Annotated in this window: 20 protein-coding genes; 6 read left to right on the forward strand and 14 right to left on the reverse strand. The window is 70.0% G+C overall.

The window, feature by feature from the left end; translation table 11 throughout:
- Positions 1-35 precede the first annotated feature (35 nt).
- From ABN273_RS20180 to ABN273_RS20190, 3 genes are read right to left on the reverse strand one after another with little or no spacing between them, the layout of a single operon-like run.
- Positions 36-665 (reverse strand): cytidylate kinase-like family protein, encoded by a 630-nt coding sequence (locus ABN273_RS20180; RefSeq protein ID WP_349450472.1) that lies wholly within the window; start codon positions 663-665, stop codon positions 36-38.
- Positions 666-674: 9 nt separating this feature from the next.
- Positions 675-1,610: a tetratricopeptide repeat protein gene (locus ABN273_RS20185; RefSeq protein ID WP_349450473.1), complete on the reverse strand. Its 936-nt coding sequence runs from the start codon at positions 1,608-1,610 to the stop codon at positions 675-677.
- The gene (locus tag ABN273_RS20190; protein ID WP_349450474.1) at positions 1,594-2,145 is read right to left on the reverse strand and encodes a MarR family winged helix-turn-helix transcriptional regulator; all 552 of its coding nucleotides are present in this window, start codon (positions 2,143-2,145) and stop codon (positions 1,594-1,596) included. Before ABN273_RS20190 ends, ABN273_RS20185 begins: the two co-directional genes overlap by 17 nt.
- 229 nt (positions 2,146-2,374) lie before the next feature.
- Between ABN273_RS20190 and ABN273_RS20195 the strand changes: the two genes are divergently transcribed.
- The 3 genes from ABN273_RS20195 to ABN273_RS20205 all read left to right on the forward strand — a co-directional run bounded on the left by ABN273_RS20195 (position 2,375) and on the right by ABN273_RS20205 (position 4,793).
- Complete coding sequence (locus tag ABN273_RS20195; RefSeq protein WP_349450475.1) at positions 2,375-3,745, forward strand: hypothetical protein; 1,371 nt, start codon at positions 2,375-2,377, stop codon at positions 3,743-3,745.
- Between the two features lie 66 nt (positions 3,746-3,811).
- Complete coding sequence (locus ABN273_RS20200) at positions 3,812-4,480, forward strand: DUF4230 domain-containing protein (RefSeq protein ID WP_349450476.1); 669 nt, start codon at positions 3,812-3,814, stop codon at positions 4,478-4,480.
- A 160-nt stretch (positions 4,481-4,640) separates the two neighbouring features.
- A complete protein-coding gene (locus ABN273_RS20205) occupies positions 4,641-4,793 on the forward strand; it encodes a hypothetical protein (RefSeq protein WP_349450477.1) in 153 nt (50 codons plus the stop codon).
- Positions 4,794-4,975: 182 nt separating this feature from the next.
- On the opposite strand, the gene ABN273_RS20210 is transcribed toward ABN273_RS20205, so the two are convergent.
- The 4 genes from ABN273_RS20210 to ABN273_RS20225 all read right to left on the reverse strand — a co-directional run bounded on the left by ABN273_RS20210 (position 4,976) and on the right by ABN273_RS20225 (position 7,886).
- Complete coding sequence (locus ABN273_RS20210) at positions 4,976-5,956, reverse strand: NAD(P)-dependent alcohol dehydrogenase (RefSeq protein WP_349450478.1); 981 nt, start codon at positions 5,954-5,956, stop codon at positions 4,976-4,978.
- A complete protein-coding gene (locus ABN273_RS20215) occupies positions 5,953-6,180 on the reverse strand; it encodes a helix-turn-helix transcriptional regulator (RefSeq protein ID WP_349450479.1) in 228 nt (75 codons plus the stop codon). Before ABN273_RS20215 ends, ABN273_RS20210 begins: the two co-directional genes overlap by 4 nt.
- Complete coding sequence (locus ABN273_RS20220; protein WP_349450480.1) at positions 6,174-6,602, reverse strand: hypothetical protein; 429 nt, start codon at positions 6,600-6,602, stop codon at positions 6,174-6,176. Before ABN273_RS20220 ends, ABN273_RS20215 begins: the two co-directional genes overlap by 7 nt.
- 96 nt (positions 6,603-6,698) lie before the next feature.
- On the reverse strand, positions 6,699-7,886 hold the full coding sequence (locus ABN273_RS20225; protein ID WP_349450481.1) for an acetyl-CoA C-acetyltransferase: 1,188 nt from the start codon (positions 7,884-7,886) through the stop codon (positions 6,699-6,701).
- Between the two features lie 84 nt (positions 7,887-7,970).
- Here ABN273_RS20225 and mce point away from each other — a divergent pair, with 84 nt between their 5' ends.
- The 3 genes from mce to ABN273_RS20240 all read left to right on the forward strand — a co-directional run bounded on the left by mce (position 7,971) and on the right by ABN273_RS20240 (position 11,165).
- On the forward strand, positions 7,971-8,393 hold the full coding sequence (gene mce, locus ABN273_RS20230) for a methylmalonyl-CoA epimerase (RefSeq protein ID WP_349450482.1): 423 nt from the start codon (positions 7,971-7,973) through the stop codon (positions 8,391-8,393).
- Positions 8,394-8,586: 193 nt separating this feature from the next.
- The gene (locus ABN273_RS20235; protein ID WP_349450483.1) at positions 8,587-9,873 is read left to right on the forward strand and encodes a DivIVA domain-containing protein; all 1,287 of its coding nucleotides are present in this window, start codon (positions 8,587-8,589) and stop codon (positions 9,871-9,873) included.
- 137 nt (positions 9,874-10,010) lie between these two features.
- Entirely contained in the window at positions 10,011-11,165 is a 1,155-nt protein-coding gene (locus ABN273_RS20240; RefSeq protein WP_349450484.1) for an AI-2E family transporter, read from the forward strand.
- Between the two features lie 102 nt (positions 11,166-11,267).
- Here the strand turns inward: ABN273_RS20240 and ABN273_RS20245 are convergent, their stop codons facing one another.
- The 7 genes from ABN273_RS20245 to ABN273_RS20275 form a co-directional block, all read right to left on the reverse strand.
- Positions 11,268-12,053: an alpha/beta fold hydrolase gene (locus ABN273_RS20245; protein ID WP_349450485.1), complete on the reverse strand. Its 786-nt coding sequence runs from the start codon at positions 12,051-12,053 to the stop codon at positions 11,268-11,270.
- 157 nt (positions 12,054-12,210) lie between these two features.
- A complete protein-coding gene (locus ABN273_RS20250) occupies positions 12,211-12,969 on the reverse strand; it encodes an SDR family NAD(P)-dependent oxidoreductase (RefSeq protein WP_349450486.1) in 759 nt (252 codons plus the stop codon).
- A 132-nt stretch (positions 12,970-13,101) separates the two neighbouring features.
- The gene (locus ABN273_RS20255; protein ID WP_349450487.1) at positions 13,102-19,371 is read right to left on the reverse strand and encodes an RHS repeat domain-containing protein; all 6,270 of its coding nucleotides are present in this window, start codon (positions 19,369-19,371) and stop codon (positions 13,102-13,104) included.
- A gap of 63 nt (positions 19,372-19,434) precedes the next feature.
- Positions 19,435-22,659: a LamG-like jellyroll fold domain-containing protein gene (locus tag ABN273_RS20260; RefSeq protein WP_349450488.1), complete on the reverse strand. Its 3,225-nt coding sequence runs from the start codon at positions 22,657-22,659 to the stop codon at positions 19,435-19,437.
- A gap of 232 nt (positions 22,660-22,891) precedes the next feature.
- On the reverse strand, positions 22,892-23,596 hold the full coding sequence (locus ABN273_RS20265) for an alpha/beta hydrolase (protein ID WP_349450665.1): 705 nt from the start codon (positions 23,594-23,596) through the stop codon (positions 22,892-22,894).
- Positions 23,597-23,607: 11 nt separating this feature from the next.
- A complete protein-coding gene (locus ABN273_RS20270; protein ID WP_344987072.1) occupies positions 23,608-23,898 on the reverse strand; it encodes an Rv1322 family protein in 291 nt (96 codons plus the stop codon).
- Positions 23,895-25,340, reverse strand: coding sequence for a 3-hydroxyacyl-CoA dehydrogenase family protein (locus ABN273_RS20275; protein ID WP_349450490.1), 1,446 nt, complete (start codon positions 25,338-25,340; stop codon positions 23,895-23,897). Before ABN273_RS20275 ends, ABN273_RS20270 begins: the two co-directional genes overlap by 4 nt.
- Positions 25,341-25,372 lie beyond the last annotated feature (32 nt).

The raw sequence follows: 25,372 nt of genomic DNA on the forward strand, positions 1-25,372 counted from the left end.
GACCAAAGAATTCCCCCATGATAGGGCTCCCCAGGTCAATCCAGTGACTCGGCCGCCCTGACGATCAGATCGACGCATGTCGGAACGGGGATCGTGGTGCTGTCGATGACGAGGTGATATTGACAGGGGTCCGTCGGATCGACCCGGTAGAAGTGGCGCACGTAGGCCGTCCTGGCGCGGTCGTTGTCCTCGATGATCTTGCGGGCGTCGCGCTCGCTCATCCCCCCGAGCGTGGCCGTCTGCCGGATCCTGCGGCTGACCGGCGCGTCGAGCCTGACGTGCAGCGCGCCCGGATGGTCGGCCAGCACCACGGCTCCCGCCCGGCCGAGGAACACGCCGCCCCGGTCGCCGGCCATGTCTTTGAGCATGCGTTCGGTACGGCGGACGAACTCCTCGGGCGCGATCGGCATCGCGCCCGGCACGTACATGTCAACGCCGCCGAAGGTGACCGTGGGCAGCCGCATCGCCCCTGAGAGCAGCCTGCCGAGGCCGTGTTCGGCCCGGTCGTCGTGGGCCAGCGCCTCCTCCAGCGTGCAGCCCAGCTCCTGGGCCACGGCGCTGGGGATGGCGCGGTCGACGAAGGGCACCCCGAGGCGCTCCGCGACGGCCGGGCCGATCTGACTGCCGGCCGTGCCGTATGTCGCGGATATGGTGACGACCCGCATACACCCAGGTTAGAACAGTGCGCTCGCCAAAGCTCTACGGGCCTTCGCCAAAGATGGGTCTTCGGCCGGCAACGTGTCGAACAAGCCGAGCAGGTGACGCCTGGCCTTGTCGCGCTCGTCACCCGAGGTGCGCTTGACCACGGCGATGACGCGGCCGAACGCCTCGTCGACCGAGCCGGACAGCATCTCCAGGTCGGCGGCGAGCAACTGCGCGTCGATGTCGGCCGGATCCTGGAGGCGCCGCTGGACGTCGGCGGGGTCGACGGCCTCGGTGCGCTTGATCAGATTGACGCCCGCGAGGCCCATCTTGGCGTCCTCGTCGCCCGGCGAGCGGGCCAGCAGCCGCTGGTAGGCCGCCGCCGCCGCGTCGAGGTCGCCGTTCTCGATGGCCTGCTCGGCGGCCACGATGTCGGGGTCGGCAGGCGGCCCTGCGGGCGCCTCCTGCTCGCCGGCCGTCTGGGGCCGGGCGTCGGGGTTGGCCTGGTAGAACTGCTCGACCGCGCCCATCAGCTCGTCGAGCCAGCGGCGCACCTCCTGCTCGGGCAGCACCTGCTGGAAGCCGGTGACGGCCTGCCCCTGGAAGATCGCCAGCACGGTGGGCACCGCCTGCACGCGCAGCGCCTGGGCGATCTGCGGGCTGGTGTCCACGTTGACCTTGGCCAGCACGGCCGTGCCGCCGAGGTCGCCGACCACCTTCTCCAGCACCGGGCTGAGCTGGGCGCTGCCCGGCGCTCTCGGTGACCACAGGTCGAGGACCACGGGCACGGTCATCGACCGGTCGATGACCTCGGTCGTGAACGTCTCCTCGGTCACGTCGACGACCGAGGCCGACGCGGCCGCCTGGGGACCTGCCGCCTCCCGCCGGGCCTGCGCCTCAAGGGCCTGCTTGCGCGCGCCCAGGTCAATCGCTCCGTAGAGCGACCCGGGCCTAGAGAAGTCCGCCATGCTCTTCATCTTGCCGCATCGTCGAGGTGACGAAGTCACCCGCCGCCACCCGGAGGGTGCGCAGCTGGGTGAACATCTGGTGGAGTTCGTCCTCGGCGTACATCGTCAGGCCGAACTCGGCGTCCATCAGGTCACGGGTGGCCCGCTCCACGATGCCCCTGCCGGCCTTGGTGATTTCGGCGAGCACGCCGCGCCCGTCGCGCGGGTTGGGCAGCCGGGTGACGAACCCGGACTTCTCCAGCCTGTCCACCGTGTTCGTGACGCTTGTGGGGTGGACCATGAGCCGCTCGCCGATCTTCGACAGCGGGAGCGCTCCGGTCTTGCTGAAGGTGAGCAGGACCAGGGCCTCGTACCGGGCGAAGGTGAGGTCGTACGGCTTCAGTAGCGCGTCGAGCTGCGACAGCAGGATCTGGTGCGCTCTCATGATCGATGTCACCGCGGCCATGGCGGCGGAGGGCCCGAAGTGGGCACGCCAGCTCTCCGCGGCGCGGTCGATGGGGTCGAACGGCAGGTTGAGCGGCTTGGGCTGTGACACAGCCATACGCTAGCGCGCCGGTCATCCCGGTTCGTCCGGTGACCTGGAGCGACAGGCATCCCCGGTCGACCAAGAATCCGGACGCCAATCATCACGCTCAGTTATGGTTCTCGTACGCATGGTGACGCGGAAGCCAAGTCCATCGGCCTGTGGGGACGGGCCGGGCTGATCGTTTTCCGTCTTGCCGAGGGGCACGGGGGGTGCTTGATGTACGTCAACGGGGAAAAGGGTGCGTGAGCACGCGGGCGTTTCACGAGAGGAGCTGAAGCACAGCGCGGCTGTCACGGTTGCCGTGCTCATGGCTCTCGGCCTGGTCGCGGCGTGGAATGTCCTGATACCTGGCGTGGACGCTTGGGAGAACATCGTGGCCGCCGTCATCGGCTCGCTGCGATTGACCGGGCCCGTCGCCGCGGCCTTCGCGGCCTGGGTGGCGATGCGCAAACGCAGGGCGTTGCGCGGGCGGTCGCTCACGACGTGGCGGGCGCTGAAGGCGCCGCTGGCGATCGTGGTGGTGGTGATGGGCTCGTTCGCGGCGACGGTGCTGGTGCTGGCGGTGAAGACGGTGCTCACCGACCAGGCCGGGCGGGTGAGCCTGTCCGGCCTCGGCATGGGCATGGCGGGGCTGGCCCTGTACTCGGTGATCGGGTGGGTGGCCGGGTGGGTGCTGCCCAAGGCGTTCACACCGCCGCTGGCCGGGCTCGCCTGTTACGGATTGTTCTCGTGGCTGGCCGACGACCGCGGCTGGGCCGACAAACTGGCGCCCGGCACCGGGGAGCCGTACGACCTGTTCCAGGGGCTGAGCGGGGCGGCGTTCTTCAACCAGACGATCTGGCTGCTCGGCATCACGGCGGCGCTGCTGCTCGGCTGGGCGGCGCTGGTGACCAGGCAGGCCCTGGTGCTGGCGTGCGCGCTGCTGTCCGTGCTGGCCGCCGGGACCGGCGTGGCCCGGGTGCTGGCCGAGCCGAAGCCGGCCGCGGCCGTGGACATCGCCTACAGCTGCCAGGACTGGCCGATCACCGTGTGCGTGCATCCGGGGATGCGGGCGGGGCTGACCGAGCTGGGCGCGACGTTCACGCAGATCGCCTCGCGACTGGCGGGCACACCCGCGGCGTTCACGCGGGTGGAGCAGCGGCCCCTGGAGGAGGAGCTGAAGCCGTCGAACGGGCTCGCTCCCATCCATGTGCCCGACCTCTCCGCGGGGTTCGCCGAGGAGGCCGCGTACGAGTACATCGAGTCCCTGGCCGCCCGCTGCCCGGGCACGGTGGCGGGCGGTTACCGGGAGATCGTGATGGCGTGGCTGCGCGGGGAGCCGCTGCCCGGGGGCCCGCTGCCCGAGCACCAGTACGCGGCGTCGTGGTTCTCGTGGCTGACCGAGCACCAGCGGAGGGAGTGGTTGCGGATGTTCTACAGCGACTTCCAGAACTGCGGGCTGTCGAGCACCCACTTCGGCGGAGGCCCGGCACGGGCGCAGGTGGCGCCGGCGTCGGTCCGCCCGACGCCGGAGTCGAGCCACGTGTACCCGGTGTACCCGGAGAGCGAGGGCACGCCGAACTCGGCGCCCGGCACCTCCACGGCCGGCTTGGGAACCGCGACGGACTGATGACGGATTGAAAGATGTCACCAAACGGCTGGCACTGATGATCGCCGGGCGGGTAGTCATGCTCGCATGACGACTTCCCGTACGACGCCCGGGGTGACCCCCGAGCGGCGCCGCAGGTGGCGATATGTGACAGGGCTGCTCGTCCTGGCGGTCCTGCTCGTCGTGGGCGGCCGCCTGGCCTGGACCTGGCTCAACCCGCTCGGCGAGCGGTCCATCGACCGCAGCCAGCCCGTGCTCCTCGAGTCCATCAAGGACCTGAGCCGCTTCGAGGCAGCGACGGGGAACTTCCAGGTGGTCGTGGACCTGGAGAAGGACGCCAACTTCCTGCCCGACGCGATCAAGGGCACCCGCACGCTGTTCGTCGGGGCGGGCGGGGTGGACGCGTACGTCGACTTCTCCGGCCTGGCCACGAACGCGGTGACGGTCTCGGAGGACCGCACCCAGGCGACCGTGCGCCTGCCCCGGGCGCAACTGGAGAAGCCGAACCTGGACAACAGCCGGTCCTACGTGTTCGCGCAGCAGCGTGGCCTGTTCGACCGGGTGCAGGACTTCCTGTCCGGGTCGCCGGGCGATCAGCGGGAGCTCTATCTGCTGGCGGAGAAGAAGATCACGGAGGCGGCGGTCGCGAGCGACCTGCGCGCCAGGGCGGACGCCAACACCAAGGCGATGATGTCGGGCCTGCTGAAGTCGCTCGGATTCACCAAGGTCACGGTGAAGTTCACGGACGAGCCCTAGTGCCTCACGGGTGCCTTAGTCACTCTGTGCACCCTCCTAAGTACATCCCTATGTGCCCTTACGTCCGGAGATAAGGCATCCGTCCGATGTGTTGGGGAGGGCCTTAGGAGGAGCCTTAAGAGTGCAGGGAAGAAGAAACACGAGCACTAGGGGCACCCCCATGAACGCCGAACTCGAATACTCCGTGATGCAGTACCACGCCGCCGAACTGCGGCGGGCGGCCGCCGAGGAGCGCCGCGTGCGGGAGGCCAGGAAGGGCCTGCGGTCCGAGCGCCGCCACCGCTCGGTCCTCGCCAAGTTCCTCTCCTCATGACCGCCCACAAGCAGCCCGGCCGCATCCTCCCTCGCGGCCGGGCTGAACAGCCCCCGTAAGGGGGCGGCGTCACGGGTTCATGACGCTGATGTCGCGATGCCCCGGTCCATTCCTGGTCGGACCGGGGCGTCGCGCTAGGTAAGGGCGTCCTGTGCCCGCAAGACCTTCGCCATGTGGCGAGACTAACCGGCCGGTACGGTGATGACGGCTTTGCCGCGCACCTGGCCGCGCAGCAGGAGACGGATGGCGTCAGGGGCCTCGCTCAGCGGGAACGTCCTGTCGATGGCGGGCGTGAACTGGCCGGAACCGGCGAGCTCCGCCAGCTCCCGCAAATCCGACTCCCGGGGGAACGCGAAAATTACTCTGAGCCGCTGGCGGGCGAACGGCGCCAGCAGGGCGGTACGGAGCGGACGGTCCAGACCCGCCAACCACCGTCCGCCGTTTTCGCCGCCGACGATGACCAGCGTTCCCCGAGGGGTGAGTGCGCGACGGAGACGGGTCAGCGAGCGGTTGCCCGCCGTGTCGACGATGACGTCGTAACGACGCCTCCCGTCGGTGAAGTCCTCGCGGGTGTAGTCGACGACCTCGGCCGCGCCGATCGACCGTACGAGGTCCGCCTTCGCGGCGCTGCACACCCCGGTGACCTCCGCGCCGAACGCCTTGGCCAGCTGCACCGCGTACGTCCCCACTCCCCCGCCGGCCCCGATGACCAGCACCTGCTGGCCAGCCCGCACCCGCCCCTTGTCGCGCAGCGCCTGGAGGGCGGTCATCGCCGAGGTCGGGATGGCCGCCGCCTGCTCGAAGGTGAGGTTCTCCGGGATCGGCATGAGCCTGTCCTCGCGGGCGCAGGCGTACTCTGCCAAGGCTCCGCCGCCACACGTGCCGAAGACGCGGTCGCCGGGCCGTAACCGGGCGACGTCCGCGCCGACCGACTCGACCGTGCCCGCGACATCCATGCCGAGCCCCTTGGTCCTGGGGACGCGGAGCCCGATGGCAGGGCGCATCACGTACGGCACGCCCTCCATGAGATGCCAGACGCCCATGTCGAGGCCGGCCGCGTGGATGCGTACCAGGACGTCGCGCTGGCCGGGCACCGGACGCGCAGTGTCCACATATTTCAGGACATCGGCGGACCCATACGTGTCGCGAACGATCGCTTTCATGATGCTTCTCCGTCCGGATAATGGAACACGTCATCGAGCGGGACCCCGAACACCCGCGCGATCTGGAACGCCATCTCGAGCGACGGCGAGTAGCGGCTCTGCTCGATGGCGATGATGGTCTGGCGCGTCACCCCCACTCGTTCCGCGAGCTCCGCCTGCGTCATCTCGCCGTGCGCGAACCGCAGGACCCGGATCGAGTTGGTGACCTTGGTGGGCTTCACCATGTCGGCAGGCCCCGGCGGTAGGCGACGATCTTCAGCACGGATCCCAGGACGCTCGACAGGACGAAGGCCAGGTAGATCACATTCGCGATCCAGAAGTGGTCCACCTCGGCCATCGCCATCCCCAGCGCCGCCAGACCACCCAGCACGAGGCACCACTGGCCGGCGTACTCGCCGTACCGATGGATCTCTCTGTCGCGCTGGTCCTTCTTGCCGATGTCCCCGGGGGAGGCCATCGAGACCGCGATGTGCAGGACGATCGTCGCCACGATCGCGCCCCCGATGATCCACAGCAGCGTGGCCGCGTACGGCACCTCGGTGATGGCGACGGTACCGGCCCTGCCCAGGATGATCGCGACGTAGGTGCCGTACCCGCAGGCCGAGACCACTGCCATGATCCACGCACGTTTCTCTTCTGGTGCCATGGCTCGAATGTAAAACAAGGCAGACTCGATGTCTAGAATTCTTTACATCACAGGCCGCAGAAAGGGCGGCCGGATGACCGACCGCCCGAGAGGCTCCTACTGCTTGGGGACGCTGATGAGCAGGGCGTCGCCCTGGCCGCCACCGCCGCACAGGGCCGCGGCGCCCAGGCCGCCGCCCCGCCGCTTCAGCTCGTACACCAGCGTCAGCACGATCCGCGCGCCCGACGCCCCGATCGGGTGGCCCAGGGCTATGCCGCCCCCGTTGACGTTCACCTTGTCGAGAGGGATGTCCAGCTCCTTGACGGACTGCAGGACCACGCTGGCGAAGGCCTCGTTGATCTCCACCAGGTCCAGGTCGCCGGCCGTCACGCCCTGCTTGGCCATCGCGTGCTTGATGGCGTTCGCCGGCTGGGACTGCAGGGACGCGTCGGGGCCCGCCACGTTGCCGTGCCTGCCGATCTCGGCCAGCCACTCCACGCCCAACTCCTCCGCCTTGGCCTTCGACATGACCACGACGGCGCACGCCCCGTCGGAGATCTGCGAGGCCGAGCCCGCCGTGATGGTCCCGTCCGCGGCGAAGGCCGGGCGGAGCTTGGCGAGGGTCTCCGGGGTCGTGTCACCGCGCACGCCCTCGTCCTCACGGACGACCAGCGGCTCGCCGCGGCGCTGCGGGATCTCCACGGGGACGATCTCCTCCTCGAAGACGCCGTTCTTGATGGCGGCGGCGGCCAGCTGGTGGGACCGGGCCGACAGGGCGTCCTGCTCCTCGCGGCCGATGCCGAGCCGGGCGTTGTAGCGCTCTGTCGACTCCCCCATGGCGCACTGGTCGAACGCGCAGAACAGGCCGTCGTGGGCCATCGAGTCGACGACCTCGGAGCCGCCGTACTTAACGCCCTTGCGCAGTCCAGGCAGGAGGTGGGGGGCGTTGGTCATGGACTCCATGCCGCCGGCCACCACGATGTCGAACTCGCCAGCGCGGATGAGCTGGTCGGCCAGCGCGATGGCGTCGAGGCCCGACAGGCAGACCTTGTTGACGGTGATGGAGGGGACGGTCATCGGGATGCCCGCCTTGACGGCGGCCTGGCGGGAGGGGATCTGCCCCGCGCCGGCCTGGAGCACCTGGCCCATGATGACGTACTCGACCGCTTCCGGCGCCACACCGGCGCGCTCCAGGGCCGCCTTGATGGCGATGCCCCCGAGCTCCACGGCCGGCAGCCCGGACAGGGCTCCCAGGAGTTTGCCGATGGGAGTGCGAGCTCCGGCCACGATGACGGAACTGGACATGACAAGGGCCTCCTACGCGCGCGTCGGGTTCTTTGACACCATACCCACGAGTAGCCGCACGCTCGCTATGGAGGTGGACCACACATGTTCATGCGGATAGACCACATCGGGATCGCATGCAGGGACCTCGAAGAGAAGATCGCGTTGTTCTCGGAGACGTTCGAGCTGACCGTCGTCGCACGGGAGGTGAACGAGGAGCAAGGCGTGAAAGAAGCCATGCTGCACATTGCCGACGGCGAAGGCGGGGGCTCCTACATTCAGCTCCTGGAGCCTCTCTCCGACGACTCGCCCGTGGGGAAATTCCTGGCCAAGCGGGGCGAGGGCGTCCACCACGTGGCGTTCGGCGTGCCCGACATCACCGACGCCATGGCTAAGATCGGCGAGAAGGGTGTGAGGCTGCTGGACGAGCGTCCCAGACACGGGTCGATGGGCTCGCAGATAGCGTTCCTGCACCCCAAGGACGTGGGCGGAATGCTAACGGAGTTGGTCCAGGCGGCCAAGCACTAGAAAAGGCACAAAACACGCATATGTAACTAGTCACGCAGAAAGTTGGACGGGGCTTCGCAGGTGGCACCAGCGGAGTACGCTTGACCTTCCACCGGACATGGAGCCTGCCGCGAGGCACAGGCTCCTGGATCGGATGCCCCGAACCCCCCGTCCGGCCCGTGTAGCCGTCTCGACAACCCAGGATCGAGCCTCCATGCAGTCCGACATCGACGCCCAGCTCAACAACTTCTTCGAGGACGCCCCAGCACGCGAGTTCGACGTGGTGCTCCGTGGTTACGACCGGCATCAGGTCCACGACCATCTGAAGCAGCTCGACGGGGAGCTACGCCAGGCCCGCGAGCAGGTCACGAGCCTGCAGCGCGATCTGTCCGACTCCCAGCGCCAGCTGCAGGAGCAGGAGCGCCCGACCTACTCCGGCCTCGGCGCCCGCATCGAGCAGCTGCTCCGTCTGGCTGAGGAGCAGGCCACCGAGCTCGTGCAGGCCGCCAGGTCCGAGGCCAACGAGATCAAGGCCGCCGCCAAGGTCGAGGCCGCCGATCTGCGCGCCGCCGCCGAGTCGGAGGCCGCCGACAAGCGCGCCCAGGCCACGCGGGAGAGCGACGAGATGCGCACCGCCGCCGAGCGGGACGCCGAGGAGATCCGCTCCACCGCCCGCCGCGAGGCCGACGAGCTGACCAACACCACCGAGCGCGAGGTCGCCAAGCTGCGGGCCACCGCCGACCACGAGGTGGCCGAGAAGCGGGCCGACGCCGAGCGCGAGATCGCCAAGCTCCGCACCACCACCGAGCGCGAGGTCGCCCAGCTGCGGGCCTCCACCAAGCGCGAGCGCGACGAGGTGCTCACCACCGCCAAGCGGCAGGCCGACGAGATGCGCGCGCAGGCCCAGCGGGTGCTGGAGGAGTCCGAGGCCAAGCGGGCGCAGGACGAGGCCGAGTTCGAGATCCAGCTCGCCGCCCGCCGCGAGGAGGCCGAGCGCCAGGAGGCCGAGCGCCACGCCACGGCGCAGGCCGCCACGCAGAAGCTGGTCGCCGAGGCCGAGCAGCGGGCCGCCACCGCCGAGTCGCGGGCCACCAAGGCCACCCAGCAGGCCGAGCAGACCCGCCGCGAGGCCGACCTGCACGCCAAGCAGCTCGTCGCGAACGCCCGCAAGAGCGCCGAGACCATAGTGACCGAGGCCAAGTCGAGCGCCGAGACGATCGTCACCGAGGCCAAGAGCGAGGCCGAGCGCACCCGCACGGCGATGCAGCGCCAGGTCGACGAGCTCACCCGCCAGCGCGACAGCATCACCAGCCACCTGGCCCAGCTGCGCCAGCTGCTCGGTGGCGCCCCCCTGCCGGGCGCGGATCCGGAGCCCGCGGTCACGGCCGCCCCGCCGAAGCCCGCGCTCGCCGCGCCCTCCGTCGTCGAGGCCCCGGCCCCGACGCCCGCCCCCAAGGTCGAGACCAAGTCCGAGGACGACGCCGAATGGTGGCAGGAGTAGCCGCCGGGCCTCCCACGGGGCTGCACACGGGGGCTGAATAGCAGGTCGGAGAGAGCCTGGCGATCACCTGGTCGCTAGGCTCTCTCTTTGCCATCAGCCTGTACGAGGTTTGCCGCCGACCTTCCCTGGGAGTCACCTTGTCCGCGGACGCCGAGCCCACCGCCGCCACCACCACCGCAGAAGAGCCTCAGAAGGCCGCGGAGAAGGAAGCGATCCGGGCTCAGGAGAACGACGACGACGCCGCGCAGCCGTACGGGCTGCCTGGGAAACCTCTCGCCCGGGGCCCCTTCCTGTTCGGGCTGGTCGGCGGGCTCGGGGTGCTGACCGCGATCGCGATCGCCCAGATGGTCGTCAATTCGCTGAGCACGATCATCCTGATCGTGGTGGCGATGTTCCTGGCCGTCGGCCTGAACCCCGCCGTCGAGGCCCTCCAGCGGCGCGGCCTGGCCAGGCGCGGCGCGATCTCGATCGTGTTCGCCGGGGTCATCGTGGCGTTCGCGCTGTTCGGCCTGGCCGTGGTGCCGCCGGTGAGCCAGCAGCTGTCGGAGTTCGTCGCGGCGGTGCCCGGCTATGTCACCGAGCTCGGCCGGAATTCCACGCTGCACCAGCTCGACGCCGACTACCAGATCCTGGCGCAGCTCAAGACGTTCGTGACGAGCACGCTGGGGCCGTCGCTGGCCAGCGGGATCATGGGCGCGGGGCTCGTGGTGCTGAACGGCGTGTACACCACGGTGACGCTGCTGGTGCTCATGCTCTACTTCCTCGGCTCGCTGCACACGATCAAGGACTACCTGCTCAAGCTCGTGCCGGCCACTCGGAGGGCCCGGACGCGGGCGATCAGCGAGGAGATCCTCACCGGCATCGGCGGGTACGTCGCGGGCAACGTGCTGATCTCGGTCATCGCGGGCGTCCTGGCCTGGATCTTCCTGTCACTCGCCGGCGTCCAGTACGCACTCGCGCTCGCCCTGGTCGTGGCGCTGACGGACCTGATCCCGCTGGTGGGTGCCACGATCGGCGCGATACTCGTGAGCGGCGTCGCGTTCCTGCAGTCGGTGCCCGCCGGTATCGCCTGCGTGATCTTCTTCCTGGTCTACCAGCAGGTCGAGAACTACTTCATCTATCCGAGGGTGATGAAGCGCTCGGTGGACGTGGCGCCGGCCGTGACGGTGATCGCCGCGCTGTTCGGCGGCGCGCTGCTGGGCATCGTCGGCGCCCTGCTGGCCATCCCGGTGGCCGCGGCGATCGCGCTGATCATCCGCGAGGTGGTCGTGCCGCGCCAGGACCGCGCCTGAGGCTCCTTTGAGTAAAGGGCGTCGAAATGCCGCCCGGCACACCCCGGCGGCCCGCCACGCTTCGGCTGAGGTCTCCTCAGGGGACTCAGGGAGCGCGCGCGGTCAGTCGCGGGAGCCTCCGAGGTCGGTCTTGAGAAACTCGGTCACCGCCGCGTTGAACGCCTCCGGCTGCTCGACCGCGCTCAGATGGCCGGCCTTCGGGATGATCTCCAGCCGCCCGTCGGGCACGGCGCGTACCATCGCCTCGGCCTCGGCGGGCGGCGACAGCTCGTCCTCCTCCCCCACGACGACCAGCAGCGGCGCCTTCAGCGTGCTCAGCGTGTCGAACGAGTCAGGCCGGGCGGCCATGGCCCGTTGCGCCCAGGCGACGGCGCCCGGCGGCGCGGACTGCACCAGCCCCTTGACGCGCCCGAACACCATGGCCCGCCGCTCCTTGGTCGTCGGCCCGATGAGCCCCGGAAGCACCTCGGTGACCAGCACCTCGCTGCCGTCGGACAGCACGGCCTGGGCGATGCGTTCCCGGTTGTCCCTCGCCGCGGGCGGATCCGCACCGGCCTTGGTGTCGGCCAGGATCGCACCGAGCACCCGGTCGGGATGCCGGCGACAGAACGCCATGGTCACGTAGCCGCCCATGGACAGCCCGCCGACCACCGCCCGGTCTATGCCCTCGTCGTCGAGCAGCCTGGCGACGTCGTCGGCCATCAGGTCGATGGACGGCTCGTCGTCGCCCAGGCGTGACCCGCCGAAGCCGCGCAGGTCGGGAGTGATGACCCGGCATGCCCTGGCCAGACCCTCCCGCTGGGCGAGCCACATGGCCGACGACAGCGGGAACGCGTGAAGCAGCACAACCGGGAGCCCGGTCCCGGACGATCTCGTGTAGAGCTGCACGGACCACACGGTAACCCGGTTCACGGCGCCAAGCACTCAATGTCGTATGCCGATATCACCAATAACGTTGACCGCTTCCGTAATAAGCAGCCATAAAGGCGCCATTCCGCCAATGTCCGCCATAAACCTGGCGTTGCCCGGCGAATGATTCCTGGCTCTAGATGGCCGTGGCGCCGCCGTCCACGAACAGCACCTGACCCGTGATGTACGCCGAAGCCGAGCTGGCCAGGAACACGGCCGGCTGAGCCATCTCCTCCACCGTCCCCCAGCGCCGCATGGGCACACTGGCGACCGTGGCGGCCCCGGAGGTCTCGTCCTCCCAGAGGTTGCGGTTGAGGTCGGTGGCGGTCCAGCCAGGGCACAGGGCGTTGACCCGCACCCCCGACTGTGCCCACTCCACGGCCAGCGTCTTCGTCAACGCCACCAGCCCCGCCTTGGCGGCGGCGTAGGGCGCCAGGAAGGGCGCGCCGAGCGCCGCCACGGAGGCCACGTTGATGACCGTGCCCTCGCCCCGCTCCAGCAGGTGGGGGGCGACCGCGTGGCAGACGGTCATGGCCGAATCGAGGTTGAGCCGCATCAGCTTGTCCCATCCCGACAGCCGCAGGTCCTTGAACTCGACCAGGAAGTTCGAGCCGCCCGCGTTGTTGACCACGATGTCGAGGTGCCCGAGCCCGTCGATCGCCGCCGTCACGGCACCGGCGGCGGCCTCGCGGTCGGTGAGGTCGGCGGGGATGACGACCGCGCGCCTGCCCAGGGCCTCGACCTCCTTGCCCACTTCGGCCAGTGTCTCGGCCGACCGGGACACGAGCGCCACGTCGGCCCCCGCCTCGGCGTACGCGAGCGCGATGGCCCGCCCGATCCCCTTCGACGCCCCCGTGACCAGGGCGTTCCTACCGGTGAGAGCAAACGCGTCCACAGTGCCTCCTCGCTCGAAACCGAATAAGATTCTACGGATTGTGCCACGGCTGCGCGAGGGCGAGGCGGACGGAAGCCGGCGCGGAGCCACCAAGGCCCCGCGCCGGCGATCACTCAGCGAACCGCTCTGGGATCAACCCAGGCCGCCGAGCCAAGTGTCGAAGAAGTCGGCGATGTCGTCACCGAGTTTCCCGCCGCGGAAGCCCAGGTGCGTGGTCGCCCCTCTCTTGGTGTTGGGCTCGATCTCGATCTTCTCCGGCTTGAAGATCTGCTTCTCACCCTGGCCGGAGCCGCCGCGCGGGAGGTTCGACGGCGGTCTCCCCTCCGGATACATCCGGCCGTTGCCGTAGACGCTGTAGGACTGGGTCGGCTGGACGGTGCCGTCGTTCCGGTAGACCTGGCTCGGCCGTGGCTGTGCCGGCTGCCGGTTCGCCCTGGGCGGTGCCTGCCGCTGCGTCGACCTGTGGCTGGTCGGACGCCGCGCCGGGCGCGAGCGAGCATGCTGGATCCCTCTGGGAAGGTGGCCGTTCCGCCGGTTGTACCGCTGACGGTTCAGCACTCTCCGCTTCGCGGCCGCCGCCTCGCGCGCCGCCTTCCTCGCCGCTCTGCGGGCCGCCGCCGCGGCTCGTCGCCTCGCCGCGGCCTCCCGAGCCCGCCTGGCGGCCTCCGCGGCCCGCCTCCTGGCCGCCGCCGCGGCCCGCTTCCTGGCAGTCTCCGCGGCCCGCCTTCTGGCCTCCTCCCTGGCCCGCTTCCTGGCGGCCTCCAAGGCCCGCTTCCTGGCCTCCTCCCTGGCCTTTCTCCTGGCCTCCTCCAGAGCCTTCTTCCTGGCGATCTCCCTGGCCCGGCGGAGCGCCGCCTGCCTGGCGGCGCGCTGGGCCGCCTTCTTGGCGAGGTAGCGGGCGCCGAACCGGACGCCGACGGCGACCACGACCCAGACCCACTGCCCGTCGGCGTCCGCCATGGTGACGGGGCTGTTGTTGGCGTAGGCGTAGGCGTTGAGCTGCTGCGGATCCACATCGTCGATGACCGGGTCCACCGACATGAACCGGCCGAGCTTGGGGTCGTACTCGCGGGCGCCGAGGTGGACGAGCCCGGTCGTCGCGTCCTTGGTGCCGCCGACGAACCCGCGCTGGCCCGGCCACCATGGCGGTGGCGAGCCCCGGTCCTCGCCGAACGGCGTCGTCCTCCGTACCGCCAGATCGCCGTTTCCGGCGTTCACTGCGGCGTGCGCGGTGCCCTGGTGGTCGTTGACCAGGAAGTACACCTGGTTGTCCGGCGTGCGTACCGCGATGGGCTGGTCGTTGATGGTGTAGTAGCGGGTCTGCTCGACGACGTCCTTGGCGTAGTCGAAGCGCAGCTCCATGTCGTCGATGTAGAGCGTGGCGTCCGTCGGTGTCTTGCGGATCAGCCGGTCGCCCTCCGCGTCGTACACGAACGACGTCGTCTTGCCCGCCTCCGTCACCGACTCCAGGTTGCCTTCGGCGTCCCAGACCAGGCTCTGGTCCGAGGTGCCGACCTTGCGCCTGGTGGTGTTGCCCGCGGCGTCGTACTCGAACAGGTCCGACCCGACGCTCTGCAGCGCGTGCGGCTGCTTGCCGCCCGCCTGCGGGTAGGTGTAGTCGCGGACGGTCTCACCTGCGCCGCCCCAGGCGTGCTTGGTCTCCTTGGTCCGGTTGCCGGTGGAGTCGTAGGCGTAGCTGACCGCGTACGGGGCCACACCGCCGATCTTGTCGGACTGCGGGCTGCCACTGGCGCAGTCGTCGGTGGCCGTCCAGGCCGAGGTCAGGCGGCGCAGATGGTCGTACTTGAAGCACTGCGTGTCCTGGCCGCTCGCCTTGTCGGCGATCTTGGTGATGTTGCCGACCCCGTCGTAGGTGTAGTTGATGTCGAGGTCGGTCTTGGCCGCGCCCTCCCGGTCCAGCCGCATGCTGGTCAGCCTGCGGGTGGCCTCGTCGTGGGTGTAGGTGAGCCAGGTCTTCTTGCCTGCCTCGCCCAGCTCGTACTGCAGGGTCTCGCCCATCTTGGAGTAGCGGGCCGCACCCACGTACGCCGACAGGCCGGTGACCTTGGTCGTCTGGCCGAGCTCGTCGTAGGTGTAGACGACCTGCTCCTCGCCGAGTCCGCCGACGCCGGGGAAGCTGACCGACTGGACCTTGTCGTCGGCTGTGTAGCGGGTGTTGAGCTGGTACGAGCCGGCGAGCTTGCCCTCCCGTTCCGGGATGGTGACCGTCTCCCGGAGCGGGCGGTAGTCGACGTCGATGGCGTTGATCTCGGCCTTGTACGCCTGCCCGCCCACGTACCGGATGCTGGCGTTCGTGTGGCCCTTGGCCAGGGCGTCGTACTTCCACTCGGCCAGCAGCGGGCCGGTCGCGGAGTTCTCGCGCAGCTCCTTCTGGCGGCCCAGCTCGTCGTAGACGTACCACAGGGTCTTGCCGCGGGAGTCGGTCGTGCTGACGACCTCGTCGGCGTCGTTGTACGTCATCGTCGTGACGCCCTTGTCGGGGTCCTCGGTCTTGATCTCCCGGCCGCGCATGTCGTAGTGGTGGCGCCACACGTTGCCGGCCGAGTCGGCCACCGTGGACAGCCGGCCGGCGGCGTCGTAGGTGTACTTGGTGGCCTCGTACTCGCCTGTCGGGGTCGCGCCCTTGTACTGGCGCAGCTCGATCAGGCGGTCCTCGGCGTCACCGATGCGGGTGGTCGCCGTGCCGCCCGGCGGCGGCGTCATGTGGACCCGGTCGCCCTCCTGCTTGACCGTGACCCGGTACTTCTCCACGCCCTTGGCCTTGAGGATCTGGCCGTTGGCCTCACCCGCGCCGTCGAAGGTCGACACGACCTGGTTGGGCACGTCGGTGTCGGCGACCGCGAGCAGATCGGTGGCGGGTGTGCCGGTGGCGAAGTAGCCGGCGTTCGACTTGTACTCCTCGCCCTGGGAGTTGTAGAAGGTGTCGGTGAGCGTGCGCCCGTCACGCAGCGCGGGGTCCTGCGTCTGGTCGTCCCTGGGCGCGGGTTCCTGGGTCTGGCGCTCGCGCATCAGGCCGTCGTACAACTCGTGGCTGGCGGTGTAGCCGCCGTCGGCGCGCAGCGTCTTCGTGGTGACGAAACTGGGGCCGTCGTCCCGCATGACGTAGGAGTACTCGGTGCTGGGCGACTGTCCCGCCGTCTTGCTGCGATCGGCCTGCCAGACCTTGGTCAGGCGGCCGAGCGCGTCGTACTCCATCTCGACGCGGCGGTTGTTCGCGTCGATGTCGGCGACGGCCTCGCCCCAGGCCGGCTCGACGATCGTACGGTCGGTGTGGCCGAGCTGGTTGGTCTCGGTGACCTCGGTCGGGAGGGCGCCCGTGGCCGGGGTGTAGGCGGTCACGGACTTGGTGCCGACCGCGTCGGTCTCGCTGGTCTCGCGGCCGTAGACGTCATACGTGTGGGTTCTGTCGGTGATCGTCGTGCCGTCACCGGAGACGACCTGCTGGACCGAGGTCACGTCGCCCTTGCTCGGGGCCTGGCCGTACGCCTTGCCGTCGTACTGGACCTTCTGGTCCGAGATCACCTCCTCGGCGGCCAGCGTGGCGACGGCGGTGCCGCAGCTCGCGGCGACCTTCTGGACGCGGCTGGTGTAGTCGAGCAGCCAGCTCGTGTCGTTGCGGGCGTAGGTGTAGCGGGTGCACTGGTCGTCGTCGGGTGTGGCCAGGTCGCCCTTCTCCTCCACCTGGGTGAGCAGGCCCTTGGTGTCGTATGTGCGCTCCTCGCCGGTCCGCCGCCAGGTGCCGCCGGGCAGCGCGGTACGGGTGACCGCGGACTTGGCCTCGACCACGTGCGCGGCCTTGGTGACGCCGCCCTGCGTGGACTCCGCGGTCTTCACCGACCACGGCTGCTCGGCGCTGGCGCTCAGGATGGCCCCGCCGTCCCCGTCGTACAGGATCTCCTCGCGCTCGAAGCCGGAGTACTGGTCGAGGTCGTCCAGCTTGACGCCCTCGGAGTCCTCGACCTGCGCACTGCGCTTGGAGCCGTCGGCCTGCTTGTCACCGTCCATGCCCCGGAAGTACCGGAACTCCGTGAGCGTGCGCTTGGTGTCCTGGCCGTCGCCCTCGCGCACCCGTACCCGGCCGAACCCGCGGAAGTCCGACCACGTGCGGTGCTCGGGCTTGACGAGGATGTTGTCGGCGTAGTGCCAGGCGGCGCCGCCCAGGTATTCGTAGTTGGTGACCACGTTGGGCGAGCCCGCGACGCGGTCCACCTCGATCATCTGCGACACCACGTACTTGTGGAACCAGTCGGTGACCTCGGACTCGTTCAGCGGCGCCCAGCGCTGCGGGAAGCACAGCTTGGTGTTCTTGTCGGCCGCCGGCAGTTCGCCGGCCTTGCATTCGGCGGAGGCGTAGTTGATCCGCAACTCGCCGCCGGTCCCGTTGTTGACCGACTGGACGCGCCACTTGACCATGGGGGCGCGGCCCTCGGTCGCGTCCACCCGGTTGGGGAGCTGGACGCCGACGAACGTGGTCTTGGGCGCCGTGATCGTGCCGCCCACGTGACCGGTCTGCTGAACAGAGGCCAGCCAGAGCGACGGGCTGAGGCCGTCACCCGTGGCGGGGAACTGGTGCGTCAGTGCCCAGGAGTCGACATTGCTGTACGCGCTCCCGGACAGGATCTGCGTGGTGACCTTGGTCAGCCGCTTGCGGCTGAAGAACGTCGGGGACAGGCGGTCGACGCACTTCACCCCCGCGTCGCAGATCTGGTCGAACGGCACGTCCGGCCAGTGGCTGGCGGTCTCCTTCTTGAGCTGGTCGGCGGCGCAGGTGATCGTGCCGCTGGGCAGGCAGCGTTCGGCCACGTCGAACAGCACGCGGGCGGCCGGCGCCTTGGTGAACAGCTCGCTCTGCAGGTAGCCGTAGTCGATGCGGGTGAGGTAGCCGCCGCGTACGTACTGGGTGCCCAGTTCCGGCTTGGAGTTGCGGCCGTAGTAGTTGGTCTCGCGCTCGTACCAGTACGTGGTCGCGTTCCCGTGGGTGTCCACGGCGTAGTCGAGGTTCCATCGGTACGCCTGCTGGCACCAGGCGTTGGCCGGGGTGCTGGAGTAGCAGGGCTCGCCGCTGTTGTTGCCGAACACCGGCACCGTCTGGACCGACTTCGTCTCCGGCTTGCCGCTCGCCCAGCCGGGAAGCCGGTTCAGGCCGAAGGTGTACTGGGTGCCGTCGGCGGTGGTGACCCGCCAGTATTCGCCGTTGTTGTCGCCGTTGACGGCACCGGTGAGGTACTCGATGCGGGTGCCGTCGTCACGCTTGGGCCGCCACTGTTTGGTCGTGGCGTCCTTGACCAGCTCCACGGCCGAGCTGCCGAGCGAGAGGGTCGCGTTGTCCTGGTCCCAGCACAGGTCGCCGGTCTTCTTGCCGTCGATCATGCAGGACTTGTAGCGGCGCTCGATGAAGCCGCCCGGGTTGAGCTCGAAGCCCTCGCCCGCCCAGGACGCCTGGTTGTTGGTGGAGGCGGTGCGCCCGTCCACGCTCTGGGAGGAGTAGGCCAGCGAGATCTCCGGCTCCTCGCCGCCCAGCGCGGGCGGGGTGCGCATGTCGTAGCCCCAGGTGAAGTCGCCGGTCTGGGTGCCGACGCTCCAGTCCGCCGAGGGGCCCAGCGAAGTGGCGGAGTGGTCGCCGGCCGGCCCGGAGGCGGCGGCGGTCAGGGCGTACAGGCCGTTCGTCTCGAAGTCGGCGGTCAGCGTGCCCGCCTTGACGTCGTTGTCGCTCTTGACGGGCTCGGGCAGGGCGCAATTGCCCGCCTTGGCGTCGAGCGCGCACTCCTCCAGCTTGACCAGGTGCAGGCGGGCACCGTAGTCGCCGCCGTAGGCGTAGCGGAAAGCGGAGTAGTCGACCTGCAGGCGGGTCTTCCCGGACGCCTTGGCCGCCGCTACGCCCTGGCCAGGGGAGACGCGCAGCGCGAGGCCGAGCCGGTCCGTTTCGAGGAGCTCGACCTTGACCGGGTCGGCCGCGGCGGCAGCCTTGGCGTCCTTCTGCGGGGCGAGCTTCACCGGGAAACCGGCCGCCAGGGTGCTCGTCCCGCTGCCGCCTAACTCCGCCGCCTGGGGTTTGGGCCAGGTGACGCCTGGTGGCGCCTTCCACGCCTGTTTCTCGACGGGATCGGCCAGCGGGGGCAGGACCGGGACCTTCCCGCCCTTGACCGGCGTCTCCTTCTGCACGGACGGGGCCGACCGGGACGCCGCCTGCGCGGGCATGGCGTACGCGACCGGCATGACGAGGACGATGGAGAGCACTGCCGCGAGCCTGCGGGGCCAGGGCGACTCGGGCTTGGGCTCCAGGAAACGGTTCCAGTAGGGGTCAGGAATGTCGGGTTCGTCGGGTTGCTGAGCTCGGTTCCAGCGGGATTCGGGCAGGTCTAACTCACTCGGCAGGTCCATGAACCTCTCCCAGTCGGGGTGCTGATCGGGACTTACTCGGTGACTAGCGGTGCTGAACTGGAATCACTGGGCGGCTAGCTGGGCGATCTGCTCGGCGCTCAGCGCGCCGTCATACGTACGGACGTCGTCCACGGCTCCTGGCCAGTAGCCGGTGAAGGCGCCCGCGCTCTTGGTCCGGCCCAGTTGCAGCGGGCCGGTGGCGTTCCACGCGCTGACGTGGTCGGTGATGGTGGTAGTGGAGAGCCGGCCGTTGACGTAGATGCGCAGCTCGCCGGCCAGCGCGTCGTAGACGCCGGCGATGTGCGTCCACTCCAGCGCGTTGGGGATGGCGTCGGAGCGGGTGCGTACGAGGGCGGCGGTGTCGGTGTCGGCGGCCCGCATGCCGAGGCTCCACCGCTGCTGTTCCTTGTCGAAGCCGAGCTGGAACCCGGCCGTCCTGCTGCCCGGCTGGGCCACGGCCGCGGTGTCGGCGGTCGGCAGGTAGTCGAGCTGGGTCCAGGCGGCGACGGTGAAGCTCGACCTGGTGTTGACGGCGGCGGCCGGGGTCTGGGCGTAGCCGTTGACGCCGTCGAGCGCGAGCGCGCCGTCCAGCCAGCCGGAGGTCCACGACGCGCCCCCGGCCAGGGTCGCGGCCGAGGACCGGCCCGAGGAGTCGGCGGCCGACGTGCCCGACTCCTCATCCAGCCTCCAGTGGCCGACCAGCGTGGCGGCGCTGTTGACCAGGTCGGCGATCTCGTCGTCGAACATGGCCCGGCCGTAGACGCGGACCTCGTCCACGTCGCCCGGCCAGGACTCCGCCGCGGCGCCGTTGACCTTGCCCCTGCCGACGGTGAGCGGCCCGGTGGCGTTCCACGGCTGGGTGAAGGCCACCGAGGACTCCAGCTTGCCGTTGACGTAGAGCGAGATCTGGCCCGCCGCGGAGTCGTAGACGCCGGCCAGGTGGGTCCACTCGTTGAGCCTCGGGGCGGCCGCGGAGAGGGCGCGGACGGTCGTGGCGCCGTCGGCGTCCGCGCCCGCCCGGGTCAGCGCCCATCGGTCGTCGGGCTTGGCGTATTGGAGCGCGAAGCCGCCGGTCCTCGCGCCTTCCTGGGTGACGACGGTGGCGGTGGCGCCGTTGCCCGTCAGACGGGCCCAGGCGGTGACGGTGAAGTTGCGGCTGGTGTCGGTCACGGGGCCCGAGGTCTGCGCGTACGCGTTGGCCAGGCGCAGCCCCATGCCGGTCCGGCCAGTCGTCCACGTGGCCCCGTACAGTGTCGCGGGGTGGGCGTTCGCGGCGTCGGCGGCCACGGTGCCCTCCCCCTCGTCCAGCGCCCAGTGGCCGCTGGGCGCCTTGCCCGCGTTGACGTTGAAGACGTACGTGCGGATCGGGCCGAGCTGGCCCGCGCGGTCCCTGCTCCGGACCGACAGGACGTTCGGGCCGTCGTGGCGCGGGGTGAGCGCGATCGTGGCCTTGCCGTCCGCACCGGGAGCGACCTCCGTCGTGGGGGTGGTGTCGAGCCCGTACACGTACGTGGCCACGTCGGTGACGCCGTTGGGGTCGAACGTGAACGTGCCCGCCAGGCCGACGCCGTCGCTCCAGGTGTCCTCGGGGAACTGGGGCGAGGTCACGACCGGTTCCCTGCCGGGTGCCGTGGCGTCCACGGTGGCCTCGCACCAGGGGCTCCAGGCGCTGGTGGCCCGGCCGTCCTCACCGCGCACGCGCCAGCGGATGAGCGCGCCGTCGGCGTACAGGCTGGCCGAGATCGTCGCGTAGTAGGCGGAGCCGGACGAGCCCGTCGCGGTGACGTACTCGCCGATCTTCGTCCCGGCGGCGTTGTACCACTCGAAGCGGCCCTTGACCGAGTTGTCGGCGTCCTTCAGCTTGGCCCACAGCTTCGGCGTGGCCGTGCTGATGACCGGCCGCCCCTCGCCCGAGACGCAGGGGCCGCCCGGGTCCGACCACACGTCGGCGGCCACCGGGGCGGTCGGGATCGAGTTGTACTCGATGACGGCGACCGGGTTGTTCTTGAACTTCTTCCAGGCCCAGTAGTCGGTCTCGCTGGTGGCATAGAGACCGATGGTCATGGTGGACCATTTCTTGGCGGCGGCGTCGGCGGCCCACGACGTGACGTCGAACTCCACACCGCCGGGCGCGCAGGACCCCGTGCCATAGCCCTTGGCCACGTTCACCGTGGAGAGCAACCTGGTCTTCGCCGGCGGGTTGCTCCAGGTGGTGCTCTTGCTGATCGCGCTGGTCCCCCAGGCCTCCACCTTGCGGGCGCTGCACGAGTACGACCAGGTCTCGTACGTGCGCAGCGTCGCCTTGATGATCTGCTTGCCGTGGATGGTGGAGCCGGTGGCCATCTGGAAGAACGAACGGTTCGTCTGGGAGGAGCTGATGTGGCCGACGCGGGCGATGTCGCTGGAGTTCAGGTAGTTGGAGTTGGGCCAGTTGCTCCAGATCGCCGTCCACGAGCCGCGCGCGGCCGAGAAGTACGGGTCCAGGTAGACGGGGAACTTGGTCTTCGGGTCCGCCAGCATCTTCCTGTCGGGCTTGAGCCGCAGCTGCTTACCCGCCAGCTCCACGCCCATGGTGGCCTCGCGGGCCTCGGGCGAGCGGCCCTCCTTGAGCGCCTGCGGGCTCGTGATGCCCTGCGAGTCCCACATCTTCGGCGTGGGCGCGATGAAGATCGTGCCGTCGCCGTCGTCGACGGCCTCGAGGTTGCCCGCCTTGTCCGCCTTCAGCGACAGGCCGCTGGTGGTGAGCGGGAACGTCAGCTCGGTGAGATTCGCCGCCGCCTCCCGCGACTTGACCACCAGGAGCTGCGAGAAGCCGTCCACGTCCGCGGTGACCTGGAGGTCCACGCCCGGCATGACCTCGGGGTAGGTCGCGGTGTCGCCGTTCAGGGTGGGCTTGGGCAGGGCGCCCTGCCAGCCGAGCTCGAGGGACTTGGCGCCGCGTGACAGGCGGGCGAGCGGGGCGGTGCCGCCGCCGGAGAACGTCAGGCCGGCCGCCGTGGCGACCGGCTCCACCGCGCCGTCGGGGCGCAGGCGGAGCGTGGTGTCCACGGGCACCCAGCCGTCGGCCTTGCGTACGCGTACCGGGCGGACGTGCTGCTCCAGGGTGAACGTGCCGTCGGGCTTGGCCCAGACCTGGCGGGTCTCGTTGCGCAGCGACTCGACCTCGACCGGCTTGCCCCGCGTGCGGGCGAGCGCGAGAGCGGATTCGTCGGGCGGCTGGACTTTCTGCGGGACAGCGTCCCGGACGGTCTGTGCCTCCGCGCGAGTCACCGGATCCGGGACCGCCAAGATCGTTAACGATAACGCCGCCGCAACCAACCCACGCACAGCCCGCATACGTCCTCGCCCAAGGTGAGCAGGGAATACGCGCGGGACGGACCAGCCGCCCGGCGTCTCCACGATCTTCGGTTGACGATCGGATTTTCACCCTGGTCGAGGGACAGGTCCAGACTTTTGCTCATTCTGCTCAAAATTTCCTTCAGAGCTGCGAACCATCCGGAAATTTCCGTCAGAGCGTGTCTCAGACCTCCGTCGGCAGCGGCCACGCGGCTGGATTGACCCGCTTGACGATCTCGTTCAGTGCGATGCGGACGTACGGCTCACCCACCCACAGATGCTTGGCCCCGTCCACCCCGATGACCTCGGCCTGCGGCACCCGCGCGAACCGCTCACGGGCCTCGTCGGGCCGCAGGTAGTCGTCGAACTCGGGCACGAGCGCCACCAGCGGCCGCCCGAACCGCGCCCAGGCGTCCAGGTCGTCGTCCGTGGCCCTGTGCAGCGGCGGCGAGAGCAGGACGGCCCCCTCCACCAGCGGGTCGTGCGCCCACTTCAGCGTCAGCTCGGTGCCGAACGACCAGCCGACCACCCACACGCGCGGCAGGTCGTGGTATTCGGCGTATTCGAGCGCCGCCGCGACGTCGAACCGCTCGCCCTCGCCCCCGTCGAACGTGCCCTCCGAGGTGCCGCGCTCGGAGGAGGTGCCCCGGGTGTTGAAGCGCAGCACGGCCAGGTCGGCGAGGGCGGGCAGCCGGTTGGCGGCCTTCTTGTAGACGTGGCTGTCCATGAACCCGCCGTGGGTGGGCAGCGGGTGCAGGGTCACCAGCGTCGCCACGGGAGCACGGTCGAGTGGCAGGGCCAGCTCGCCGACCAGGGTCAGGCCGTCGCCCGTGTGCAGCTCGATCGGCTCGCGCCGGGCGGGGAGCACGGTCGCCGCACGAATCTCCACCATGGATCCTTTCAATAGCGGCTCCTGCCGGGGCCGCGGTCGAGTCTCTTGCGCCAGCATGCCGGGTGCCAGTGGCGGCGCTCCTCGTCGCCTCCCGGCCAGTTGGGCCAGGCGACGAGGTGCGGCTGGCCGCTGCGGATCTCCTGGTCGCAGCCCGGGCACCGGTAGTTCTTGGTCGAGGACGCGCCGGTGAGCATGCGTACCTTCCACTCGCCGTCGGGCCATTCCTCCACTTTGTCCAGCCCGGTGGGGAAACCGAAGGGTCGGGAGGACTCCCTACGGCGGGCGCGGCGGGGGCTCATCGACGCGGGAACTCGCTCACGTCGGCGGTGACGAGCTGGTCGAGCAGGGGCGCGGGGGCGAAGGCGGGCTCGCGGTATTCGGCGTAGAGGGCTCTCAGCCCGTCTCTGACCCTGGCCAGGCCGAAGGACTCCAGCATCTCGAAGGGCCCGGCGGGGTAGCCGCAGCCCAGCCGCATGGCCGCGTCGATGTCCTCGATCGAGGCGTACCCCGAGTCGTACATCCGCACGGCGTCGTTCAGGTAGGGGAAGAGCAGCGCGTCCACCACGAAACCGGCCCTGTCCTTGCACGGCACCGGCGTCAGCCCGACGATCTTCATCAGGTCCCTGGCGGCGGTCGCGGCCTCCTCCGAGGTGAGCGCCGTCGAGACCAGCTCGGCCACCTGGTCGCCGACGAGGTGCACGCCGACCATCCTGGCGGGGTCGGGGAGGCGTACGGCGTGCTCGATCACGGGGCGGTCGGCGAGGTGCAGCACGACGTCGGGGTCGCCGGAGGACTTGAACCCGGCCGCCCGCAGCCGCTCCGCCAGCCCGTCCCCCTCGGGCCCGGCGACCTCGAACGTGCCGAGCCTGGACTTCACCGGCTCCGCGCGCGGCGAGTCGCCGTAGAAGCCACGGCCCGACTTGCGCCCCAGCAGCCCGGCCGTGACCAGCTCGCGCAGCAGCGGCGAGGGCGCGTGCCGCCGGTCGCGCGTCTCGTCGAACAGCACCCCCATCACCTCGTACGCGGTGTCGAGCCCGATCAGGTCGAGCAGCGCGAACGGCCCCATGGGCAGCCCCACGCCCAGCCGCATCGCGGCGTCGATGTCGTCGCGCCCGGCCACGCCCAGCTCCATGAGCACGGCGGCATGGTTCAGATAGGGCAGGAGCAGGCGGTTGACCACGAAACCGGCCCGGTCGCCCACCGCCACGGCCGTCTTGCCCAGCCTGCCTGCCAGCGCCGTGATGTCCGCCACCACACCGGGCGCGGTCACCACCGTCCCCACGACCTCGACCAGCCTCATCACCGGCGCGGGGTTGAAGAAGTGCATGCCGACCACGCGGTCGGGACGCCCGGTGGCGGCGGCGATGGCGGTGACGGACAGCGAGGAGGTGTTGGTGGCCAGCACCGTCTGGGGCTCGCAGATCCGGTCGAGGTCCTTGAACAGCGAGATCTTGTAGTCGAGGATCTCGGGAATCGCCTCGACCACCAGGTCGACGTCCCGCAGGTCCTCGCGCGAGGTGGTCAGCGTGATGCGGCCCAGGATCTCCGCCCGCTGCCCCGGCGCCAGCTTCCCCTTGTCGACGGCCTTCCCTGTGGAGCGCTCGAGATGCCCGCGCCCCCTGGCCAGCGCCTCGGCGTCGGCCTCGACGCCGAGCACGCGGAGCCCGGCCCGCGCGAACACCTCCGCGATCCCGGCCCCCATCGTGCCGAGCCCGACCACTCCCACCCGTTCGAACGCCATGCGACCAGTTTTCCAGAGCCGCTAAGGTGGAG

Origin of the sequence: Nonomuraea sp. B19D2 (assembly GCF_040137845.1) — a bacterium.
Taxonomy (GTDB): domain Bacteria; phylum Actinomycetota; class Actinomycetes; order Streptosporangiales; family Streptosporangiaceae; genus Nonomuraea.